The organism is Janthinobacterium sp. SUN206 (genome assembly GCF_030587305.1).
GTDB classification, from domain to species: domain Bacteria; phylum Pseudomonadota; class Gammaproteobacteria; order Burkholderiales; family Burkholderiaceae_D; genus Janthinobacterium; species Janthinobacterium kumbetense.
Window position 1 is genome coordinate 1 of record NZ_JAPWIB010000005.1, and the last position, 21,613, is coordinate 21,613.

At 57.2% G+C, this 21,613-nt stretch carries 15 protein-coding genes, 1 rRNA gene and 1 pseudogene; 12 read left to right on the forward strand and 5 right to left on the reverse strand.

Annotation, left to right across the window (positions count from 1 at the left end):
* Positions 1-108 (forward strand): 5S ribosomal RNA (rrf, locus tag O3300_RS23385); the annotation flags it as partial.
* Positions 109-232: 124 nt separating this feature from the next.
* On the opposite strand, the gene uraH is transcribed toward rrf, so the two are convergent.
* A complete protein-coding gene (gene uraH, locus O3300_RS23390) occupies positions 233-586 on the reverse strand; it encodes a hydroxyisourate hydrolase (protein WP_070303439.1) in 354 nt (117 codons plus the stop codon).
* A gap of 121 nt (positions 587-707) precedes the next feature.
* On the opposite strand from uraH, the gene puuE reads away from it, so the two are divergent.
* The 10 genes from puuE (at position 708) to O3300_RS23440 (ending at position 16,656) form a co-directional block, all read left to right on the forward strand.
* Positions 708-1,661: an allantoinase PuuE gene (puuE, locus tag O3300_RS23395; RefSeq protein WP_305054264.1), complete on the forward strand. Its 954-nt coding sequence runs from the start codon at positions 708-710 to the stop codon at positions 1,659-1,661.
* Between the two features lie 99 nt (positions 1,662-1,760).
* Positions 1,761-3,227 carry a xanthine dehydrogenase small subunit gene (xdhA, locus tag O3300_RS23400; RefSeq protein ID WP_305054265.1) on the forward strand — a complete coding sequence of 489 codons (1,467 nt, stop codon included), beginning with the start codon at positions 1,761-1,763 and terminating at the stop codon, positions 3,225-3,227.
* A 10-nt stretch (positions 3,228-3,237) separates the two neighbouring features.
* Positions 3,238-5,583 (forward strand): xanthine dehydrogenase molybdopterin binding subunit, encoded by a 2,346-nt coding sequence (gene xdhB / locus O3300_RS23405; RefSeq protein ID WP_305054266.1) that lies wholly within the window; start codon positions 3,238-3,240, stop codon positions 5,581-5,583.
* Positions 5,584-5,592: 9 nt separating this feature from the next.
* The gene (gene xdhC / locus O3300_RS23410) at positions 5,593-6,660 is read left to right on the forward strand and encodes a xanthine dehydrogenase accessory protein XdhC (RefSeq protein ID WP_305054267.1); all 1,068 of its coding nucleotides are present in this window, start codon (positions 5,593-5,595) and stop codon (positions 6,658-6,660) included.
* A 9-nt stretch (positions 6,661-6,669) separates the two neighbouring features.
* Positions 6,670-7,986, forward strand: coding sequence for a guanine deaminase (guaD, locus tag O3300_RS23415; RefSeq protein ID WP_289899781.1), 1,317 nt, complete (start codon positions 6,670-6,672; stop codon positions 7,984-7,986).
* A gap of 43 nt (positions 7,987-8,029) precedes the next feature.
* On the forward strand, positions 8,030-9,517 hold the full coding sequence (locus tag O3300_RS23420; RefSeq protein ID WP_305054268.1) for an adenosine deaminase: 1,488 nt from the start codon (positions 8,030-8,032) through the stop codon (positions 9,515-9,517).
* Positions 9,518-10,048: 531 nt separating this feature from the next.
* The gene (locus O3300_RS23425) at positions 10,049-12,472 is read left to right on the forward strand and encodes a TonB-dependent receptor (RefSeq protein WP_099665385.1); all 2,424 of its coding nucleotides are present in this window, start codon (positions 10,049-10,051) and stop codon (positions 12,470-12,472) included.
* A gap of 211 nt (positions 12,473-12,683) precedes the next feature.
* The gene (locus O3300_RS23430) at positions 12,684-14,336 is read left to right on the forward strand and encodes a bifunctional UDP-sugar hydrolase/5'-nucleotidase (protein WP_305054269.1); all 1,653 of its coding nucleotides are present in this window, start codon (positions 12,684-12,686) and stop codon (positions 14,334-14,336) included.
* A gap of 17 nt (positions 14,337-14,353) precedes the next feature.
* Entirely contained in the window at positions 14,354-15,583 is a 1,230-nt protein-coding gene (locus O3300_RS23435) for a phospholipase D-like domain-containing protein (RefSeq protein ID WP_305054270.1), read from the forward strand.
* A gap of 2 nt (positions 15,584-15,585) precedes the next feature.
* Positions 15,586-16,656 (forward strand): S1/P1 nuclease, encoded by a 1,071-nt coding sequence (locus tag O3300_RS23440; RefSeq protein ID WP_305054271.1) that lies wholly within the window; start codon positions 15,586-15,588, stop codon positions 16,654-16,656.
* Between the two features lie 35 nt (positions 16,657-16,691).
* On the opposite strand, the gene O3300_RS23445 is transcribed toward O3300_RS23440, so the two are convergent.
* Entirely contained in the window at positions 16,692-17,456 is a 765-nt protein-coding gene (locus O3300_RS23445) for a DeoR/GlpR family DNA-binding transcription regulator (protein WP_305054272.1), read from the reverse strand.
* 85 nt (positions 17,457-17,541) lie between these two features.
* On the opposite strand from O3300_RS23445, the pseudogene O3300_RS23450 reads away from it, so the two are divergent.
* Positions 17,542-18,126, forward strand: a pseudogene (locus tag O3300_RS23450) (NUDIX domain-containing protein); the annotation flags it as partial.
* A gap of 392 nt (positions 18,127-18,518) precedes the next feature.
* Here O3300_RS23450 and O3300_RS23455 read toward each other — a convergent pair.
* The 3 genes from O3300_RS23455 to O3300_RS23465 form a co-directional block, all read right to left on the reverse strand.
* Entirely contained in the window at positions 18,519-19,064 is a 546-nt protein-coding gene (locus tag O3300_RS23455; RefSeq protein WP_305054273.1) for a toxin-activating lysine-acyltransferase, read from the reverse strand.
* Positions 19,046-20,764: a hypothetical protein gene (locus O3300_RS23460; protein ID WP_305054274.1), complete on the reverse strand. Its 1,719-nt coding sequence runs from the start codon at positions 20,762-20,764 to the stop codon at positions 19,046-19,048. The genes O3300_RS23455 and O3300_RS23460 overlap by 19 nt, the downstream gene beginning before the upstream one ends.
* A gap of 137 nt (positions 20,765-20,901) precedes the next feature.
* Positions 20,902-21,144 (reverse strand): hypothetical protein, encoded by a 243-nt coding sequence (locus tag O3300_RS23465; RefSeq protein ID WP_143451385.1) that lies wholly within the window; start codon positions 21,142-21,144, stop codon positions 20,902-20,904.
* Between the last annotated feature and the right edge of the window lie 469 nt (positions 21,145-21,613).

The following is a 21,613-nucleotide window of genomic DNA, read 5'->3' on the forward strand; positions in this document are numbered from 1 at the left end:
TGACCATAGCAAGTTGGTCCCACCCCTTCCCATCCCGAACAGGACCGTGAAACAACTTTGCGCCGATGATAGTGCTGCAACCAGTGTGAAAGTAGGTTATCGTCAGGCTTGTTATTCGCAGTAGAAGAAAACCCGTCAAGCAATTGGCGGGTTTTTTTTCGTCTGGTGGTTTTGTCAGCAGGCAGGCGTAAAAAAAGCAGCGCTGCGCGCTGCCTTTGTCATGTAACGTCGCTTAACTTCCACGATAGGTCGAATACGACCACGGCGACACTACCAGCGGCACGTGGTAGTTCTCGTCCGTATGCGCAATGCCGAAGGCCAGGGTGACCAGATCGATGAAGCGGGGCGAAGGCAGTTCCACTCCCTGGGCGGCGAAATAGTCGCCTGCGTTAAACACCAGTTCATATTGACCCGCTTTCATGCTCTCGCCTTCCAGCAAAGGCGTGCTGCAGCGGCCATCGCTATTGGTCATATCCATCTTCAATAGCACTTTTCCTTCCGGCGCGACTGAAAACAGGGCCACCTTGACGCCGGCTCCCGGCCTGCCGTGGGCGATATCGAGTACATGCGTGCTGAGTTTTCCCATTTGCTATCCTGTATATAGGGTGAGTGAATGTGCTTATCGTGCAAATCATATACCGGTGACTGCGCCTGGCTATATGATTGGGCATATAGCCAACATTGTCCTCCTATAGGCGCGCCTCCGCATGAACAATTACGAAGATTATCCACGCGACTTGATCGGCTATGGCCGCACGCCCCCGCATCCGCAATGGCCGGGCCAGGCCCGCATCGCCCTGCAATTCGTTCTCAATTACGAGGAAGGGGCGGAAAACAGCGTGCTGCATGGCGATCCCGCCTCGGAAACCTTTTTATCGGAAATGATCGGTGCGACCGCTTTTCCCGCGCGCCACCTGAGCATGGAGTCGATCTACGAATACGGCTCGCGTGCCGGATTATGGCGCTTGCTGCGCATGTTCGAGGATCGGCGCCTGCCGCTGACCGTATTCGGCGTATCGATGGCCTTGAAACGCAATCCGGAGGCGGTGGCCGCGTTCCAGCAACTGGGGCATGAAATCGCCTGTCATGGCTTGCGCTGGATTTCCTACCAAAACATGGATGAAGCAACGGAGCGCGAACACATGCGCGAAGCCGTGCAGATCATCCGCGAATTGACGGGTTCCGCCCCGCAAGGCTGGTACACGGGGCGCGATTCGCCCAATACGCGCAAACTGGTGGTCGAGCATGGCGGTTTCCGCTACGACGCCGATTACTATGGCGACGATCTGCCATTCTGGGAAAAAGTGGCGTACACGGATGCCGCCGGCATGCCGGCCGTGCAGCCGCAGCTGATCGTGCCTTACACCCTGGACACGAACGACATGCGCTTTGCCGCCATGCAAGGCTTTAATTCGGGCACGCAATTTTTCGATTATCTGAAGGATGCCTTCGATGTGTTGTATGCGGAAGGCGATCCGAACGGCTTGAATCAGCCGAAGATGTTGTCGGTGGGCTTGCATTGCCGCCTGGTGGGACGTCCGGGACGGGCCGCGGCGCTGGCGCGCTTCCTCGACTATGTACAGGGCCATGAGCAGGTGTGGATCACGCGCCGCATCGATATCGCTGAGCACTGGCATACGACGCATCCCTATGCTGCTTGATGGGTATTGATATTGGATGATAAGTAAAATCAGTCTTTGCATATAGTTGTCCCATATGCCGGTGTTAATCTCCTATACTGGGACTATACCGAGGCCAGCATGTCAGAACCGATCCGCTTTTATTACCGTGGTGCCGTACAGGAAGTACGCAACGCCGCCCCTACGCAGACTGTGTTGCAGCACCTGCGCGAGGATTTGCATTGCACTGGCACCAAGGAAGGCTGCGCCGAAGGCGATTGCGGCGCCTGCACCGTCGTCATCGGCAGCCTGGTCGATGGCCAGGTCGAGATGAAGGCCGTCAACGCCTGCATCCAGCTCACGCCCACCCTCGATGGCAAGGCCCTGTTTTCCGTGGAAGACTTGCAGCAGCCGGATGGCGCCCTGCACCCGGTGCAGCAGGCGATGGTCGAGTGCCACGGATCCCAGTGCGGTTTTTGCACGCCCGGTTTTGTCATGTCCTTGTGGGGCATGTATCTGAAAAAAAACGGCGAGACGCCCACGCGCTGCGAAATCGACGACACCCTGTCGGGCAATCTGTGCCGCTGCACCGGTTACCGGCCCATCATCGATGCCGCCAGGCGCATGGGGGAATTGCCGCACGTCACGTTCGATCGCGATGCCTTGAGGGAGCAATTGCAGGCGCTGCAGCGCGGCAGCCTGCATACGTATGAACATGGCGGCCAGCACTTCCACGCGCCGCGCAGCATCGATGAATTGGTGGCGTTGCGCGCGGAAAAGCCGCAAGCCTGCCTGCTGGCCGGTTCCACCGACGTGGGCTTGTGGGTGACCAAGCAATTGCGCGACCTGGGCGAGATCATTTATCTGGGCCACGTGGCTGCGCTGAAAACCATCTCCGCGGACGACGGCAAGCTGCACATCGGCGCTGGCGCCAGCCTGAACGATGCTTACGGGGCGCTGTGCCAGCATTACCCGGAGGAATTGTCGGAACTGTGGCAGCGCTTTGCCTCCTTGCCGATTCGTAACGCGGGTACCCTGGGCGGCAATGTGGCCAATGGTTCTCCCATCGGCGACTCGATGCCGTGGCTGATTGCGCTGGGCAGCGAGATCGTGCTGCGCGGCCCTGCCGGCCAGCGCATCATGCCGCTGGAAAACTTCTATCTGGGGTACCAAAAGAAAGATTTGCAGCCAGGCGAATTCGTCGAAGCCGTGCGCGTGCCCTTGCCGCGTGCCGACGTGCAATTTCGTACGTATAAACTGGCCAAGCGCTTCGACCAGGATATTTCGGCCGTGTGCGCCGCCTTCGCGTTCCAGCTCGATGGCGAACGTATCGTCGATGCGCGCATCGCCTTTGGCGGCATGGCGGCCACGCCGCAGCGCGCCGCGCAAACGGAAGCATTTTTGCGTGGACAGGCGTGGACGGAAGACAACCTCGTCATCGCCATGCGCTTGCTGGCCGACGATTACGCGCCCCTGTCCGACATGCGCGCCTCGAACACTTACCGCATGACGACGGCGCAAAACCTGCTGCGCCGCTTCTGGCTGGAAACACGTCCCGCTGCGCCCTTGTTGCGCACGGCCGTCAACGCCTACGCTTGCCGCGCCTGAAAGGACCAGCATGAACCATCCTGCCACGCCCGAACTGCAAGCGGCTGCCTGGGCCGCCGTGGGCAAGCCCAGCCCGCATGAATCGGCACAATTGCATGTGCTGGGACAAGCCACTTACACGGACGATATCGCCGAACTGCAGGGCACCTTGCATGCGGCGCTGGGGCTGTCGCAAAAGCCGCACGCGCGCATTACGACCATGGATTTGTCGGCCGTGCGCGCCGCTGGCGGTGTCGTCGCCGTCTATACGGCGCAGGATATTCCCGGCACGAATGATTGCGGTCCCATTATCCACGACGATCCCATCCTGGCTTTTGATCTGGTGCAATACGTGGGCCAGCCCATCTTCATCGTTGTGGCTGATACGCATGACCATGCGCGCCGCGCCGCCCGTCTGGCGCAAGTGTCATATGAAGAATTGCCCGCGATCATGACGCCGCAAGCGGCCAAGGCCGCGCAATCGTATGTGCTGCCGCCGATGCAGCTGACGCGCGGCAATTACCAGGCCGCGTTCGAAGGCGCGCCGCATGTGGTCAAGGGCCAGCTCTACGTGGGCGGCCAGGAACAGTTTTATCTGGAAGGACAGATTTCCTACGCCATCCCGAAGGAAGCGCAAGGCATGCTGGTGCTGTGTTCGACCCAGCATCCGAGCGAGATGCAGCACGTGGTGGCGCATGCGCTGGGCGTGCATTCGCACAACATCACGGTCGAGTGCCGGCGCATGGGTGGCGGTTTCGGTGGCAAGGAATCGCAATCGGCCCTGTGGGCAGCGGCGTCATCGATTGCGGCGGCCAAACTGAAGCGTCCCGTGAAATTGCGCGCCGACCGCGACGACGACATGCTGGTGACGGGCAAGCGCCACTGTTTTTACTATGAGTACGAAGTGGGCTACGACGACGAAGGCCGCATCCTTGCCGCCAAGGTCGACATGACCACGCGCGCGGGCTATTCGGCCGACTTGTCCGGCCCCGTCGCCACGCGCGCCGTCTGTCACTTCGACAATACATATTACCTGTCCGACGTGGACATCCGCGCCGCCTGCGGCAAGACGAATACCCAATCGAACACGGCATTCCGGGGCTTTGGCGGGCCGCAGGGCGCCATTGCCATCGAGTACGTCATCGATGAAATCGCCCGCCACTTGCAACGCGATGCGCTCGATATCCGCCTGCTCAATTTCTATGGCCGCAACGATGCCGAGGGACGCAACGTCACGCCCTACGGGCAGAAGATCGTCGACAACGTGATCCATGAACTCGTTGCCGAACTGGAAGAGAGCAGCGATTACCGGGCGCGCCGCCGCGCCATCGATGCCTACAACGAGGCCAGCCCGGTCCTGAAGAAGGGCCTGGCCTTCACGCCCTTGAAATTCGGCATCGCTTTCAACGTCACGCATCTGAACCAGGCCGGCGCCCTCGTGCACGTGTACGTGGATGGCTCCGTGCTGGTCAACCATGGCGGCACGGAAATGGGGCAGGGCATCAATACCAAGGTCATGCAGGTGGTGGCCCACGAGCTGGGCCTGGACCTGGACCGCGTGCGGGCCACGGCCACCGATACCAGCAAGGTGGCGAACACGTCGGCCACGGCGGCGTCCACCGGCGCCGACCTGAACGGCAAGGCGGCGCAGGATGCGGCGCGCCAGATCCGTGAACGCCTGGCCGATTACGCGGTCAAACTGTACGGCGGCGACGTTGCTGCTGTGCGCTTCTTTGACAACCATATCCACGTGCATGGCCATGTCGTCGCGTTTGCCGAACTGGTACAGAAGGCGTATCTGGCCCGCGTACAACTGTGGTCGGACGGTTTCTATGCCACGCCCGGCCTGTCGTGGGATGCGAAGACGATGACGGGCCATCCGTTTTCGTATTACGCGTATGGCGCGGCTGTGGCCGAAGTGGTGGTCGATACCCTGACGGGCGAATGGAAATTGCTGCGTGCGGACGCCTTGTACGATGCGGGCCAGTCATTGAATCCCGCGATTGATCTGGGTCAAGTGGAGGGGGCATTTATCCAGGGCATGGGTTGGCTGACGACGGAACAGCTGTGGTGGAATGCGGCGGGTAAGTTGATGACGCACGCGCCATCGACGTACAAAATTCCTGGCATTTCCGATTGTCCGGAAGATTTCCGTGTGAAACTGTTTCAGAATCGCAATGTGGAAGACAGCATCCACCGTTCCAAGGCCGTGGGCGAACCGCCGCTGCTGTTGCCGTTTTCCGTGTTCTTCGCCATCCGCGACGCCATTTCCAGCGTGGGCCATCACGCCGTGCAGCCACCGCTGAATGCCCCCGCCACCAGCGAGGAAATCCTCAAGGCGGTCATGGCCGTGCAAGCGGCGCATGCCGGTGCCTAGGAGTACAGCATGAGCGACTGGCTGACAGCGATGGAGAACGACACGCAGGCATCCGTGCTGGTGACGGTTGCCCTGGTGGAAGGTTCCGGACCGCGCGAGGCGGGGGCGAAGATGCGCGTGACCCTCGATGGCCAGGTGGACACCATCGGTGGCGGCCACCTGGAATTGCGCGCCGTGGAAATCGCCAAGACCATGCTGGCAACGGGCGAGACCCATGCGCGGCTCGAGCGTTTTGCACTGGGCCCCAGCCTGGGACAATGCTGCGGCGGCGTCGTCCACCTGGCATTCGAATATGTCGATGCCAGCCTGAAAGAATTGCTGGCCGCCTTGCGCGAACGTCGCCAGCAAGACAGCTGGCGTTTGACGGCGCTCGACGGTGTAGCCGCGTCGGCGCTGTTCGATGCTGCCGGTCACCTGATCGCCGGCACAGGCGCACAGGCGCCCGACACGTTTTCGCGCGAACGCAGTACCCATGTCGCCCAGGATGGCAAGGGCCGGCGCTGGCTGGTCGATCCCTGCCTGGCACCACGCGCCCATTTGACCTTGTTTGGCGCCGGCCATGTGGGCGCCGCCATCGTGCGCGCGCTGGCCCACTTGCCTTGCAATATCACCTGGGTGGATGAACGGGAAGACATGTTTCCCGTGCAACTACCGGATAATGTGCGCATCGCCGCGACCGATATGCCCGAGGAATTTGTCGCCATGGCGCCGCCGGGCGGCAGTTTTCTCGTCATGACGCATAGCCATGCGCTCGATCAGCGCTTGACGCAAGCCATCATGGAGCGCGAGGATGCGGGCTGGTTCGGCTTGATCGGTTCGCACACGAAACGCAAGCAGTTCGAGCACCGCCTGCAGGCGCGCGGCGTGCCCGACGCGCGCATTGCCGCCATGGTATGTCCGATCGGCATGCCCGGTATTCGCAACAAGGCGCCGGCCGTGATTGCCGCGTCCGTTGCCTGTCAACTACTCATGGTGTGGGAGGAAGCGGCCGCGGCCGCCCTGGCCGCACCGCTGCGGCTGGCCTCTGCCAGCGCGCCACCGCGACGCGAGAAACGCGCCGCCATTCACCCGTTATAGAAAGAAGTCATGCCGATTGTTCCTGCTACATTGCAAGCTTACCGTGCCAGCTTGCTGCACTTCCACGCAGATCCCGCCTTTAGCGAGGAGGCGCACGCCTGGCATGCGGATGGCTTGCTGATCGTGGCCGATGGCAAGGTCGTGGCCGCCGGCGATTATGCGCAGCTGCAAGCGACTTTGCCGCCCGGCACCGAGATCGTCGATTACCGCGGCAAGCTGATCGTGCCGGGTTTCATCGATACCCATCTGCACTTCCCGCAGACGGAAATGATCGCCTCGCCCGCTCCCGGTTTGCTGCCGTGGCTGGAAACGTATACTTTCCCCACCGAACGCGCGTTTGAGAATCCTCAACATGCGCGCGATGTGGCCGAGTTTTTCCTCGATGAACTGCTGCGCTGCGGCACCACGACGGCCATGGTGTATGGCAGCGTGCATCCGCAATCGGTCGATGCCTTCTTTGGCGCCAGCGAGGCGCGCGGCTTGCGCATGGTGGCGGGCAAGGTCATGATGGACCGCAATTGCCCCGAGTTTCTGCGCGACACGGCCGAGTCGGGTGCGCGCGAAAGCGAAGAACTGATCCAGCGCTGGCACAAGCACGGCCGTTCGTTGTACGCGATCACGCCCCGTTTCGTGCCGACCTCGACAAATGAACAGATGCACCTGGCGGGTGAGCTGGCGCGCGCCTATCCGGATACGTATTTGCAGACGCACGTGTCGGAAAACGCGGATGAATGCCGCTGGGTGCGCGAATTGCATCCGCAGGCGCGCAGCTATCTCGATGTGTATGACCAGTACGGCATGCTGCGTCCGCGCGCCATGTTTGGCCATTGCATCTGGCTCGACGAGCGTGACCGCGCGCGCATGGCGGAGACGTCGTCGGCGGCCGCCATTTGTCCTACATCAAACCTGTTCTTGGGCAGCGGCCTGTTTGATTTCGAGCGGGCCGATGCGGCGCGGGTGCTGCTGTCGCTGGCCACCGACGTGGGGGGCGGCACCTCGTTCTCGATGTTGCAAACAATGAACGAAGCCTATAAAGTAGCACGCTTGAAAGGCAGCTATCTGCCCGCCTTGCGCATGTTTTATCTGGCGACCTTGGGCGCTGCACGGGCCATGCAACTGGAAGGCACCCTGGGCAATTTCGCGGCAGGCACGGAAGCGGATTTTATTGTGCTCGACAAGCAATCGACGCCGCTGCTCGAGCGCCGCACTGCCGGCTGTCAAAGCCTGGAGGAATTGCTGTTTGCCTTTGCGCTGCTGGGCGACGACCGCGCTGTGGCCGCCACCTATTCAGGCGGCCGATGCGTGCATGTGCGAGGGCAGGGCTGACCTACCCGTTGTTCCATACGAATTATCCTGAGCGAGAACGCGAATGCACAAGAAACTCACTGGCCTGGCGCTTGGCGCCGCGCTGGCCTTGACCGGCACGGCGCAGGCCGCCCCGTCTTCCAATGAAGCGGCTACCGCGCGCCATTTTGCCGCCCTGGTTGCCGGTGCGCAGCCGAAGACAGCCGAGTTGAGCCTGTTCTTTTCCATGATGCCCAAGGGCGGTGACTTGCATCACCATTACTCGGGCGCCATTTACGCCGAGCAATTCCTCGACTGGGTCGACAAGGAAAACTATTGCGTCAACAAGACGACCTACCGCATCGAAAGCAACAAGGACGTCGTGGCGGCCGAGCGCGCCAAGCCGGCCGCGCAGCGCGCCTGCCTGTCGTCCACGGAAGTGTTTGCCGATGCGGGCCTGTATGCGGAATTGCTGCAGCGCTGGTCGACCAAGGATTTCTATAATCACGGCGCCATCCAGACGCCGCCGGACCGTACCTTCTTCGATACCTTTGGCTATTTCGGCCCCGTGGCATCCACGAACACGGCCGATGGCCTGAAAACCCTGAAGCAGCGCGCCATCGCGGAAAACCTCAGCTACATCGAAACGATTTTCGAGCTGTCGCCATTCGTGCAAAGCGCGCAGTTCGACCAGCAAGTGCTGGAGCCGGGCTTGCAGCCGGCCGCGCTGCAAGCGCTGCTGGCCAACTGGACAGGCAGCCTGGAGCAGGATGCCGGCTTCCAGAAAAGCATCACCGCCTACAACGACAACGTCAACGCCAGCAGCGCCGGCATCGACGATGCGCACTTCACCATGCGTTACCAGGCGTATGTGCTGCGTTTCCTGTCGCCATCGCAAGTTTTTTCCTCGATGGTGGCCGCGTTCAAGGCAGCGAGCCTGAATCCCTTGCTGGTGGGCGTGAACATCGTGGGCCAGGAAAGCGTGAACGTGTCGATGCGCGACTACAGCCTGCACATGGAAATGTTCAAGTTCCTCAAGGCAAAATATCCGAACGTCAAGATCGCCCTGCACGCCGGTGAGCTGGCGCTGGGCATGGTGCCGCCGGAAGGCATGGCTTTCCATATCGCCGAAGCCGTCGATGTGGCGGGCGCCGACCGTATCGGTCATGGCATGGATATCGCCTACGAGCACAATGCGCTGGCGACCATGCAAAAAATGCGCGAACGGGGCATCCCTGTGGAAGTGAACCTGACCAGCAACGATTACATTCTCGGCATCAAGGGTCAGGCGCATCCGATCACCCTGTACCGCAAGTATGGCGTGCCGTTCGTGATTTCCACCGATGATGCGGGCGTATCGCGCAATACCTTGTCGAATGAATACGTGCTGTTTGCCAGCCAGTACAAGACCGATTATGCGGAAATGAAAAAGCTGTCCTACAACAGCTTGCGGTATTCGTTTTTGGTGGAAGCGGACAAGCAACGCTTGCTGAAAGCACTCGATGCCCGTTTTACCCGTTTCGAGGCCCTGATTGCAAATAGTGATCGAAAAGCAACTGTTGTAAAGCCGTAAAAGTATTTCACCTCTCCTGCTTGCCACGCGACCGCAACTAGCGGTCGCGTAATCTGCTGTTCTTCATAGTTACAATCCCCTCTTTTTCCCCTTTTTGTTGTGCCTTTACGACACAAAATGACGCGCTGATAGTGCTTTCTTGCAATTATTTTCTGAAACAATTTCCAAGTCTTGCCGCTCATCTATAATTTCGCCCCGATGAGGTGAGCTTGCTCGGTTGATACAAAAAATGCGGCTTCCAGCGGTGATTTATATTTTTTATATATAAATCATTAAAAAAAAACGTATTTGTCAGCCTACAGACCTTAATGCATAGTTGGACGGCGAAGAATTGAATAAGTCATTTTTGATATCGCTTTTGTGACAATTCAGGATGTCTAGCGGCTCCTGTCACATTGCGGTCATATCCGTGTAACGGATTTGAAATATTCGATCTTTATACTGCCGTGTCTAGTTGGATAGTTTCCGTGTTTCACCACAATATAAGCAAGTCAAAATCTTGTAAGTTACAACACACTCTAGGGGGTTCAAATGCAGTTCATTCAACAACCAAAATTGCGACTAAGTATGATCGCAGTGGCATGCCAGCTGGCTTGCTTCGGCATCTCCACTGCGCATGCGCAAAGTGCTGAAGGCACGGTATCGCCATCGACGGTGACCGTTACCGGGAAAAAAGTTGGTATGGGCTTGATGGTGCAGGAAGATGCGCCAAAGGCACGCAGTACCGTGACGGCCGAGGAGTTGGCAAAACAGCGTCCAACCGGCAATGCATACGATGCCCTGACTCTGTTGCCATCGGTGAACACCTATGGCTACGATGCGACTGGTCTGTTTGGTGGCGGCTTGGCCATGCGCGGTTTCAACAGCGATCAAATCGGCGCGACGGTGAATGGCGTGCCAGTGAATGACTCCGGTAACTTCGCTGTATTTCCACAAGAATATGTAGACCAGGAAAACACCTGCTCGCAATTTGTGACCCAAGGCTCGACCGACGTTGATTCTCCACAAGTGGGTGCAACTGGCGGTAACTTTGGTATTACTACCTGCGATCCAGAAGATAAATTCCGTGTACGCGTCATGCAAACCCTGGGCCAGTTGAATCTGGCAAAGTCGTATGTGCGTGTCGATACCGGCCGTTTTGCCAATGACAAAGCGAAGGCATTCATGTCGGTGTCGAATGCGCAAGCGGATAAATGGAAAGGCAAGGGCAAAGCCGATCGTACTCACGTTGACGTTGGCTTCAATTACGACTGGAACCGTTTCAATTACATTCACGCTTCTATCGGTTATAACCGCGCGATTAATAACAACTTCCGCTCGCTTACGCTGAAAGAGCTGGCCACCGAAGGTTACGACGCTGATTACAGCTCCACTTATGCTGGCCAGGCTGCACTCAGCCCAGGCAAGGCAAGCGCTTCCGGTCCACAGGCAGGCACCGGCCAGCCAGCCGCTTACTACAAGCTGGCCCTGAACCCATTCGAGAACGTCATCGCGTCGGCGATCGGTAAATTCCGCCTGGCCGAAGATCTGGATCTGAAAGTCGTGCCTTACTACTGGTATGGTTTCGGCACTGGCGGCGTGCAGCAAAATACGCTGAAAGAAGCCGGCGGCTTCCTCAATCCTGTCACCGGCAAGATCGCCGCCAGCAAGGATGTGAACGGCGACGGCGACAGCCTCGACACCGTATCGATCTATCGCGGCAGTCTGACCCGTACTCATCGTCCTGGCGTCACGACTTCGATCACGTATAACGTGGGCGATCACCAGATTCTGGGTGGCATCTGGTACGAGCGTGCGAATCACCGTCAAACGGCACCTGGCCAACTGGTCAATGCAGATGGCTCCGCACCGGATATCTGGCTGCGCAACAACCTGATTACCCGTCCGGACGGTACCTTGTATCAAAACCGCGATTGGGAGACGATCAGCACGGCTTACCAGGCGTTCTTGCAAGATACCATCACGTTGATGGACAACAAGCTGAACCTTAACATCGGTGTGCGCGCTCCATACATCAAGCGTGATTTCACCAATAACGCCAGCGAAGGCAGCAATTCGCAAACCACGTACAACGTGTCGAAGACGTACTCGGACGTGTTGCCACAATTGGGCGCGCGTTACCGTGTTACCAACGACGACCAGATCTTTGCCAGCCTGGCGAAGAACATGCGTGCGCCGAACAACTTCGTGCTGGCACCGAACAATCCGCCGTACGTGACTGTGACGAATGGTGTTGCCACCATCGTCAAGGACGTCAAGCCTGAAGTGTCGTGGAGCCTGGACGTTGGCTACCGTCATCAAACCAAGGATATTTCGACCTCGCTGACCGCTTTCTACACGGACTTCAAAGATCGCCAGGCAACCGCAATCGATCCAAACACACTGACCAGCCTGACGACCAACGTAGGCAAAGTGCGTAACAAAGGTATTGAGCTGGAAGTCGGCAACACGCCGATCAACGGCTGGTCGGTTTATGGTTCGCTCGGCTACCTGAAGACCAAGATGGAAGATGATCTGGCCGTGGTCGCCAAAACCGTCAATGGCAAAACCATTGTTGGTTATGCACCAACCGCTGGCAAGAATTTCTCCCTGTCGCCTAAGCTGAAAGCCGGCTTGAGCGCCTCTTATGAAACCAACGCCTGGTATGTTCGCGTAAAAGCCCGTTACACCGCCTCGCAATACGCTACGCTGGTGAACGACGAGGAAGTGCCAGCGTACACCCTGGTTGACCTGGATGCGGCATATCAGTTGCCAACTTTCGGCATGTTCAAGAATCCTAAGCTGACCCTGAACGTATCGAATTTGTTGAACCGCGAGTACCGCAACCCAAGTTCCGGTACGGGTATTGGCGCCAATGATATCGTTACGGCTGCCGGTACGTTCGCAGGTCGCGCACCAACCTACTACATGGGTGCACCGCGCTTCGCGTCGGTCACCTTGCGCGTCGACTTCTAAGCATGGCTGTCAACTCCGCGCTGCCCGTTAGGGCGGCGTCGAGTTGTATCAACCAGGCTGAGATAGCAAGAGTACAGGCCTTCGGGCCTGTTTTTTTTATGGGTAAGGATCTTTCACCGTCTTTGCCATTGGCGCCGCCCCGTCCAGGAGTCTCCGCATGATCCCATCCCTTTCCCTTCACCGGCCTCCATCGAGGTTGCCACGTCTGCTCATGCTTGCCCTGTTGATGACCGGTTGCGCCACGCACCCCGCGGCGCCCGTCGATATCAACCTGGTCGCCCTGAACGATTTTCACGGCAATCTCGACCGCAGCAAATTTAGCTACACGAGCGTCGCTGATGCCGAGCGCAAGACGGTGCAGGCCGGTGGCATCGATACCTTGTCCGGCGCATTGACGGCGTGGCGGCGCGAAGACGCGCAGCTGATTTTTGTCGGCAATGGCGATTTGGTCGGCGCCAGCCCCGCCATGTCGGCGCTGTGGGCCGACGAACCGAGCATCGTCGCCATGAACATGCTGGGCATGAAGGCCAGTTCCGTCGGCAACCATGAATTTGACCAGGGCAAGGCGGAACTGTTGCGCCAGCAGCGCGGCGGTTGCGACTCGTCGCGCGCCGACAAGGCATGCAAGTTCACACCCGATTTCAAGGGCGCCAGCTATACCTATATGGCGGCCAATGTCATCGACACGCAGACGGGCAAGTCCTTGCTGCCCGCCTACCGCATCGAAGAGGCGCATGGCGTCAAGGTGGGCTTGATCGGCGCCGTGCTGAAAGATACGCCGTCCGTGGTGACGGCTGCCGGCATTTCCGGTTTGCAATTCGGTGATGAAGCGGATGCCATCAACGCCACCTTGCCGCAACTGCGCGCGCAGGGTGTGGGCGTGTTCGTCGTGCTGCTGCACCAGGGCGGCGAGACCAAGGAAGCCGTCGACCAGCCAGATTGCAGCCAGCTGAAGGGCGAAGTGGTCGATGTGGTGAAACGTCTCGACCCGGCGATTCAGCTGGTTATCAGCGGCCATTCGCACCAGGGTTATCTGTGCCGTGTCGATGGCCGCCTGGTGACGCAAGCGCAGATGGGCGGACACATGTTGACGCGCATCAAGCTCAAGGTCGATCCCGTCAAGAATGCGCTGATCGATGCCAGTGCGCAAAACGTGGTCATGCTGCCAGGCATGTATGAGCCGGACCCGGCCGTGGCAGCCTACCTGGAATCGGTGAAGCAGCGCAGCGCGGCCGAATTGTCGCGTCCCGTGGCCGCCATCGCCGTGCCCACCGTGGGCCGCAGCACCAAGGGCGGCGGCGCTTCCCCGCTGGGCGACCTGGTGGCCGACAGCACTCTGTTCGGCGCGCGCGCAGCCGGCGCGCAAATTGGCCTGATGAACAATGGCGGCATCCGCAAGGACCTGGAAGCGGGCGCCGACCTGATGACGAACGTGGGCCAGAACCAGGCCGTGGTGCCGTTTGGCAATACCCTGATTGTCGTGAGTCTTTCCGGCGCGCAAATCCGTACCTTGCTCGAGCAGCAATGGCCGGGCGAAGAGGCCGGCGAGGGCAATCTGCTGCAAGTGTCCCAAGGTTTTAGCTACCGTTGGGATAGCACGCGGCCGCAAGGTCGGCGCGTGCTGCCTGGCAGCATCATGCTGAATGGCATTCCTCTTGAAGACAATCAACAATACCGAGTCGCCGCCAACAGTTTCCTGGCCGGCGGCGGCGACCGCTTCACCGTGCTGGCGGCCGGCACGCGCCGCCTGGACACGGGCGTGCGCGACATCGACGCCTTCAGCAATTACCTGATCGACCGCGCGCGCGCCGGCAAGCCGACTGGCAGCGCCACGGCGGCCGGCCGCATCGTGCGCGTCAAATAACATTACAAGGAATAACCATGCGTCGCTTATTTGTTTCTGTCGTTCTCTCCAGTCTGTTCGCGGGCACGGCCCACGCCGATTTCACGATTCCCGGCTTTGAGCTGGTACACACCTCGCCCGTGGAAACGAGCTTGACCAATCCTGACCTGCGCGAGCCCGTCACCGTGTGGAGCGAGCTGTTTGATTCGGCCAAGAAAGAAATCGTCATCGCCCAGTTCTATGCCGTCAGCAAGCCGGGCACGGCCTTTGAAAAAGTGCTGGCGAGCCTGACGGCCGCGGGCCAGCGCGGCGTGAAAATCCGCTTCCTGCTGGACCAGAAGGGCGTGGGCCTGTCGGAAGCGGCCACCATCGACCGGATCAAGGCGATACCGAACCTGGACTTGCGCCTCATCGATTTCAATAAAATCACGGGCAATGGCATCGTGCACGCGAAATACCTGGCCGTCGATGGCCAGGTGGCATACATCGGCAGCCAGAATTTCGACTGGCGCTCGTTCGAGCACATCCATGAGACGGGCTTGAAGATCACGGACCCGGCCATGGTGAGCCAGGTGCAAGCGATTTTCGAGCAGGATTGGCAAGCCCAGGCATTGACGTCGCAAGGCAGCCGCGCCACGGTGCTCAACAGCAAGATCGTGCCTGCCAACTACGCGCAAAACGCCTTCCTGCTGGCCAGCCCGAATGCCTACAACCCGGCCGGCGTGGGGGACTCGGAAACGGGCTTGCCCGCCTTGCTGGCGGAAGCGAAAAGCGAAGTGCGCATCCAGCTGCTCGACTATGCCCCCCTGTCCTACGGCCCGAACCGCACGCGGCCGTATTACGCCGTGATCGACAATGCCGTGCGCGCGGCTGCCCAGCGTGGCGTGAAGATCAAGCTGATGGTGTCCGCCTGGAACACGGAAGCGCCCGCCATCGCTTACTTGAAAAGCCTGGCCCTGGTGCCGAACGTGGAAATCCGCATCGTGACGATACCCACGGCGTCGACGGGTTTCATCCCGTTTGCGCGCGTGATCCACAGCAAGACCATGAGCATCGACGGCAAGCTGGCCTGGGTCGGCACGAGCAACTGGGCGGGCGGCTATTTCGACCTGTCGCGCAACCTGGAAGTGGTGCTGCGCAACGATGCCATGGCGCAGCGTATTGCCGCGCTGCATGAGCAGACGTGGAGCTCGGCGTATGCCCAGCCTATCGATATCAACAAGCAATATCCGAAGCCGGCCAAGGCGGCGCCGCAAGGCAAGGAGTGAACATGAAAAAACTGTTGACCGTGCTGGCGCTGGGTGCGGCTTTCTCCTCCGGCAATGCGCTGGCCTGGGGCAACGACGGCCACCGCGCCGTGGGCGCCATCGCCGATCAATTGCTCAAGGGTAGCGCGGCGCAGGCGCGGCTGGAGAAATTGCTGTTGCGGGGCGAAAGCCTGGAAAAGATCGCCAACTGGCCCGATTGCGTGAAGGGCACATATTGCGGTCCGCAATCGCCCGAAATGTTGACCTATGTCGCGGCGAACCCCAAGCATGGCGAATACCATTACACGAACGTGCCGTTCCAGAACGCGCATTACCACGACCATGGCGTGGGCACGGCCGATGTCGATATCGTGCAGACGCTCAAGCAGGCGATCCTGGTGTTGCAAGGCAAGGATGATGCGGCCAGCAATCCGCACGGCTTCAGCCAGCGCGAAGCGTTGATTTTGATCACACACCTGGTGGGCGATATCCACCAGCCATTGCATGTGGGCAATGCGTTTGTCGGCAAGGATGGCCAGTTTTTCGTGCCCGCCACGCAGGCGCAGATTGACGATGTCACCATTTTCAATGCGCGCGGCGGCAATGACTTACTGCTCGACGATGCGAAGATGACGGCGCTGTCCGATGCCGTGATTCCCGCGCCGCTGCCGGTTGAGGATGGCGCGGCCAAGCCCTCCAGCGCGTATCCGAAGTCGCCCACCAAGCCCCTGCATTCATATTGGGACACGACCGTCGTCGATTACGCCATGCGCCGCCTGAGCACGCGCACGCCGCAGCAGTTCGCGCGCACCGTGATCGCCAGCGCGCCCGTGGTCAGCGGCAATACTGGCGACCCCGCCACCTGGCCGTATCAATGGGCCGATGCCTCGCTGGCGGCGTCAAAGATTGCCTTCACGGACGTGGTGGCCGGCCCGGCCACGCAGCAGACCAGCCGCAAGGGCGATGTCTACAACGTGTGGAATTTGACCGTGCCGGACAATTATCCCGTGCCCAGCTCGGCGCTGGCGAAGCAGCAGCTGATCGAGGCGGGCTATCGTCTGGCCGCCGTGCTGCAGGCGATCTGGCCGCAGTAAAGTGTCATGCGAGAGCGGCCTGAGGGCCGCTTTTTTCATGCCAGGGTGATGCTGATTCCCATCTCGCGGTAGGGCGCGACCAGGGCGTCTTCCACGTCGCGGTGCACTATGATGTCGTTGACCTGGCTCAAGGGGACGATTTGAAACGGCGAGGCCGTATTGAACTTTTCCGGCGAAGCCAGCACGACAGTGCGGCTGGACGCTTCGCTGAGCGCGCGTTTCACGCACGCTTCTTCATGATCCCCCGTAGTGATGCCCGCTTGCGGATGCAGGCTGGACACACCCATGAAATACAGGTCGGCGCGGATGCGGCCGATGGCTTCCACGGTGGCCGCACCGACACCCACGATCGAGTGCTTGTACAGGCGCCCGCCCAGCATCAGGACCTCGACGCCGGGGTGATTCACCAGTTCGACGGCAATCGAAGGGCTGTGCGTGACGATGGTGGCGCGCAAGTCGCGCGGCAGCTGGCGCGCCAGTTGCACGGCAGTCGTGCCGCCATCGAGAAACACCACTTGTCCCGTTTGTATCATGGCGCCCGCCGCGCGGCCGATGGCGGGCTTGGCTTCCAGCGAAAGCTGTTCGCGCCCCGCGAACGGCGCTAATGCGGGCGAACGGGGCAGCAAGGGCAGGGCGCCGCCGTGTACGCGCTCCAATAAACCCTCTTTCGCCAGTTCGCGCAGGTCGCGGCGTATCGTGTCTTCCGACAAGCCCAGGCTATCGCTGACGGCCTTGGCGACGATCTGCCCTTCGCGCTGGAGCAAGTCCAGCAGGTATTGTTTGCGTTGATGTGTCAGCATGATTTTTCTTGTATTTTCTTGATATTACACGAGTTTGCATGATAAAGTCGGCAAAGGCAAGCATATACAAGCACAAGGAGACACTATGCGTGAAGAAAATAGCAAGCAGGAACGGGTCCGCATCCACGGCGTGCAGACCCTGTCGCACGACTGGTATTTATTGCAGAAAACCACGTTCGACTATCTGCGCCGCGATGGGCAGTGGCAGACGCAGACGCGGGAAACCTATGACCGGGGCGATGGCGCCACCATCTTGCTCTACAACAAAGTCAAGCGCACGGTGATTTTGATCCGCCAGTTCCGCTTTCCCACCTACCGCGAAGGCCACGACGGTTTCCTCATCGAATCGGCGGCCGGCTTGCTGGAAGAGGCCAGCGCGGAACAGCGCATCCGCGCCGAGGTGGAAGAAGAAACGGGCTATGCGGTGGGCGCCGTGCATAAAGTGTTCGAGGCTTTCATGAGCCCCGGTTCCGTGACGGAGCGCCTGCATTTCTTTGTCGCCGAGTACGATCCGGCCAGCCGCATCGGCGACGGCGGCGGCCTGGCGCACGAGGGGGAAGACATCGAAGTGCTGGAACTGCCCTTGGCGCAAGCGCTGCAGATGGTGGCCGATGGCCGCATCTGCGACGGCAAGACCATCATGCTGCTGCAGCATGCGCAGTTGCACTTGATGCCACCAGCGCAAGAGATGCGACGGGGCTTGCAGATTTTAGTAGCTGGCCCGTATCGTTCCGGCACGGGCGACGACCCCGTCTTGATGCAGCGCAATGTGGACGCCATGCAAGCCGTCTGCCTGCCGCTGTATGCCAAGGGACACATGCCCGTGCTCGGTGAATGGCTGGCCTTGCCCATGCTGGCGCTGGCCGGTTCTACCCGGGTGGGCGATGCCGTGTATGAGGAATTATTCCACGCGCATGCGACGCGTTTATTGAGCCATTGCGATGCCGTGCTGCGCATCGGTGGGCCATCACAGGGGGCGGAACAGATGGTCAGCATGGCCTGCCATTTGGACATACCCGTATATTTCTCATTGGAAAAACTTTTGGAAATGCACAGTTCTAGCTAAATAAGATTTTTGAATGCAGGGCAGTCAGACTTCCCGCAAGTACAGGATCCGATTCCACGCGACGGTGCGAGGAAAAAGTAATTTTTTCTATTTCGGGTTATTTCTTTGTAAATTCGTTCTTCGTTCCTTATTCTGAAGTAACGAATTTTTTTCTCGGCAAGGAAAACATCATCGCGTAAATCATTTAATATATACATTAAATTTCCAGACGGCGCCAGAAAATCCATGATCCATAATGAATTTCCACAATTCCACTCTTCCGCGCTGATATTGGCATTGTTTGTTTTCATGATGCGTAGTTCTGTTGAACTGTCCAGGTATGCCCATGCAATATACCCAACGGGAAATCCTTCAATATTGAAGTAAATTTTTATATTTTTCTGCAATATTGCATTGAGTAAGTTGTTTGATAAATAAGAAATTTCCCTATTAGCATGGGCAGGGTTGTTCTTCATGATGATAATGATGTGGCCTAGAATTTCAGCTGTTTCTTGTATCTTCTGTGCAGGTCTGTCATACACTCTCAAAAAACTGTTTCGCATAATTTTTTCATCAAATTTTTTTCATCGTCATTGGATGTGCGATTTTGAAAATAATTGATTAATTTATTTTCTTGATCGACATTTTTCACGAGTAAGGGAGCCATAGTCTCCGAGAAGATTGAACCCTTGCCAATCCATGCGCTTAAGTCTATATTTCCGTCTATTGGGTCGGATAGAGAGATTTTGTTTTTATTGATGATGTTATTGATGAAATCTTTGCTATCCAGGCCAGATGCAACATGCATATCGATTGTTCTGTCGAGTGTATGCCTGTATAAATCCGGGGTTCCCTGATTTATCCTGAGTGAATTAATCTTGATAAAAAGGTGAGCGGAATTTCTTTCGGCAGGATTTTTTTTGAATAGACAGGCATCACGCAGATTCCAATATGAATCTATGAATTCATGTAGCAGGCGGATGTCATTTAATTCTTGGGAAAGAGAAATTTCAGCTTGTTGTTTATTTTTGCATAGGCTGATCAATCGAATTAAAGAGTTCAGGCTGTAACTGCCCATTTTCTCTGGCATGAAAGCATCTTGCCCGGCGCAAGCAGGATACAGCTTGAACGGTTCGGAATTTCCCTTGAGTATTATTTTTTTAAAACAAGAAAAAGCAGATTTTGTTAGATGATTGTCAATGGATAGTAAATCCCATGCGGGTATGCCAGTTAGTTTTAAAAATTCCAGCTGAATGCTATCAGAAAGCTTTTTTGAGAAAATGGAAAGAATATCGTTTGGGGGAACCAAGAATCTCTTCTTCTCGTTAGGCAAATACCTTTGGATGGAAAGAACTATTTCATTGATAGTATTTTTAATTTGACTATCTTCGCCAAAAGGAACCCCATGTTTGGCGACTATGATCTTCCCATAATCTGAAACGCTTGATGCAGTGCCAAAATCAATCCAACGTCCATCCATGCACATGTTGGACGGAGATTGCAAGCCATGTGACAGGCGTTTTGCCGTTGCTGCCGCATGTTGATCGGCAAAACGTTCAACCATCGCGATTAGCAAGCTATTCAGCTGGTGGTTTGAATTGCTCAGGAAAGGGGCTGCGTCACTTGCTTGCGCCAAGGCCACTACTGCGGCGCGGGTTCTTTCTGCATCCGACGCCATGCCATATCTCGCCTCATCATGGCGCGAAAAGTAAAGTGATCGGACAAAATGGCCGGGTCTCAGTGCCGCTTCACGGATAGTAAGTCCTCGACGGGTTGTTTCTGAAGTCCCTTCCGCTGACGAAAAGGCTGGAACCCGGGTGCCGGTATCAATGAGGCCGTGTATCCTGACGGCGCCGTGAGGTAGCGCGCTGTGGCTTATCTCGCTCCAGATGGCTTCCCTGATCCCGCCGGCCAGAGATTCGCCACCATAGGAATGCCAGAAAGACGTGGCACTTCCTGCCAAGGGATTTTTGCCTATTCCTTTAATTTGAATGCTGTTTCTCAAGCCACATCGGGCTCCCCCCCCATTTGAAGTTACACCTACGCCGCCATATCTTTCGCCAAGAAATAGCTTGATGTCTTTCGCAGACGAGGCAGAGGGATGATCACCATCAATAGGAATATAAAAAGCATGTTCATCAAGGTCCGGTGGCGATATTCCGTAAGGATTGCTCCAGACTATTTTCGCCGAGGTGAGTTTTTGTGCGGAAAATTCAACAAAAGAAGATTTTGGTAGAATATTTTCTAAAAAATTATTTATCATGAAAATATTGAATTTAAAATTACATATCAAATAATGTTAATTTTATTGCTTGTTTTGTGAAGCGGAAGGAGGGTATTTATCCCTTCCTTCCATTCCTGCATCTATAAATATTTACTTCTCAGATTGATGATGATAATTTAAAACTGCATATCCCACAAATCCCTGTAATAGCTGCCATCAGAGTAGCCGCCGCCGCCAGTGTCTCCAGCACCGCCACCTGCACCGGCTTGATAATCGGGCAGGCGATTTTGTGCAGCTTCTGCTGCTGCTTCATCGGCCAGGATGCGTTGGCGTTCATCTTCCGTCAAATCCCACCAGCCTTCGTCGCTAGAGCCGGCACCGGCAACGGCTTCTAATTCTTGAATATTTAAAATACGCATGAATACTGCCTTTCAAAGATGAATTGACATTCCAGGATGAACTGGAAAGTTTTCTCCAATATGGAGGGTATTCGTTAAGAAACATATCAAAACGAAATATTTGGATAGAATCATGGTGCACGTTAAAAATATGAATTATTTTCACGTTGCATCATGGCGTTGTTTCATCTGACGCTGATCTAATGTAAGTTGATTTTTTAGAAAAATCAATAGAATTCAATTGAAGTGGAAAAAAATCGGCTACAATTATTTTCCGTTGATCCGTTGATAGTGTGAGGAAAACTGTGTCAAAACAGCCGTGGATAAGCTACTAAAAGTCGACAATTTTTATTGTCGAATTAACCATGTGAGATAGCTTGATGATCACATAACAATATGGTCATGTATCTCAGACACATACATGTCTTACTGCGCAGTATGAGTGAACAGAAATAATACCGTCAGGCTTTATGCATGTTTAACCTCATCA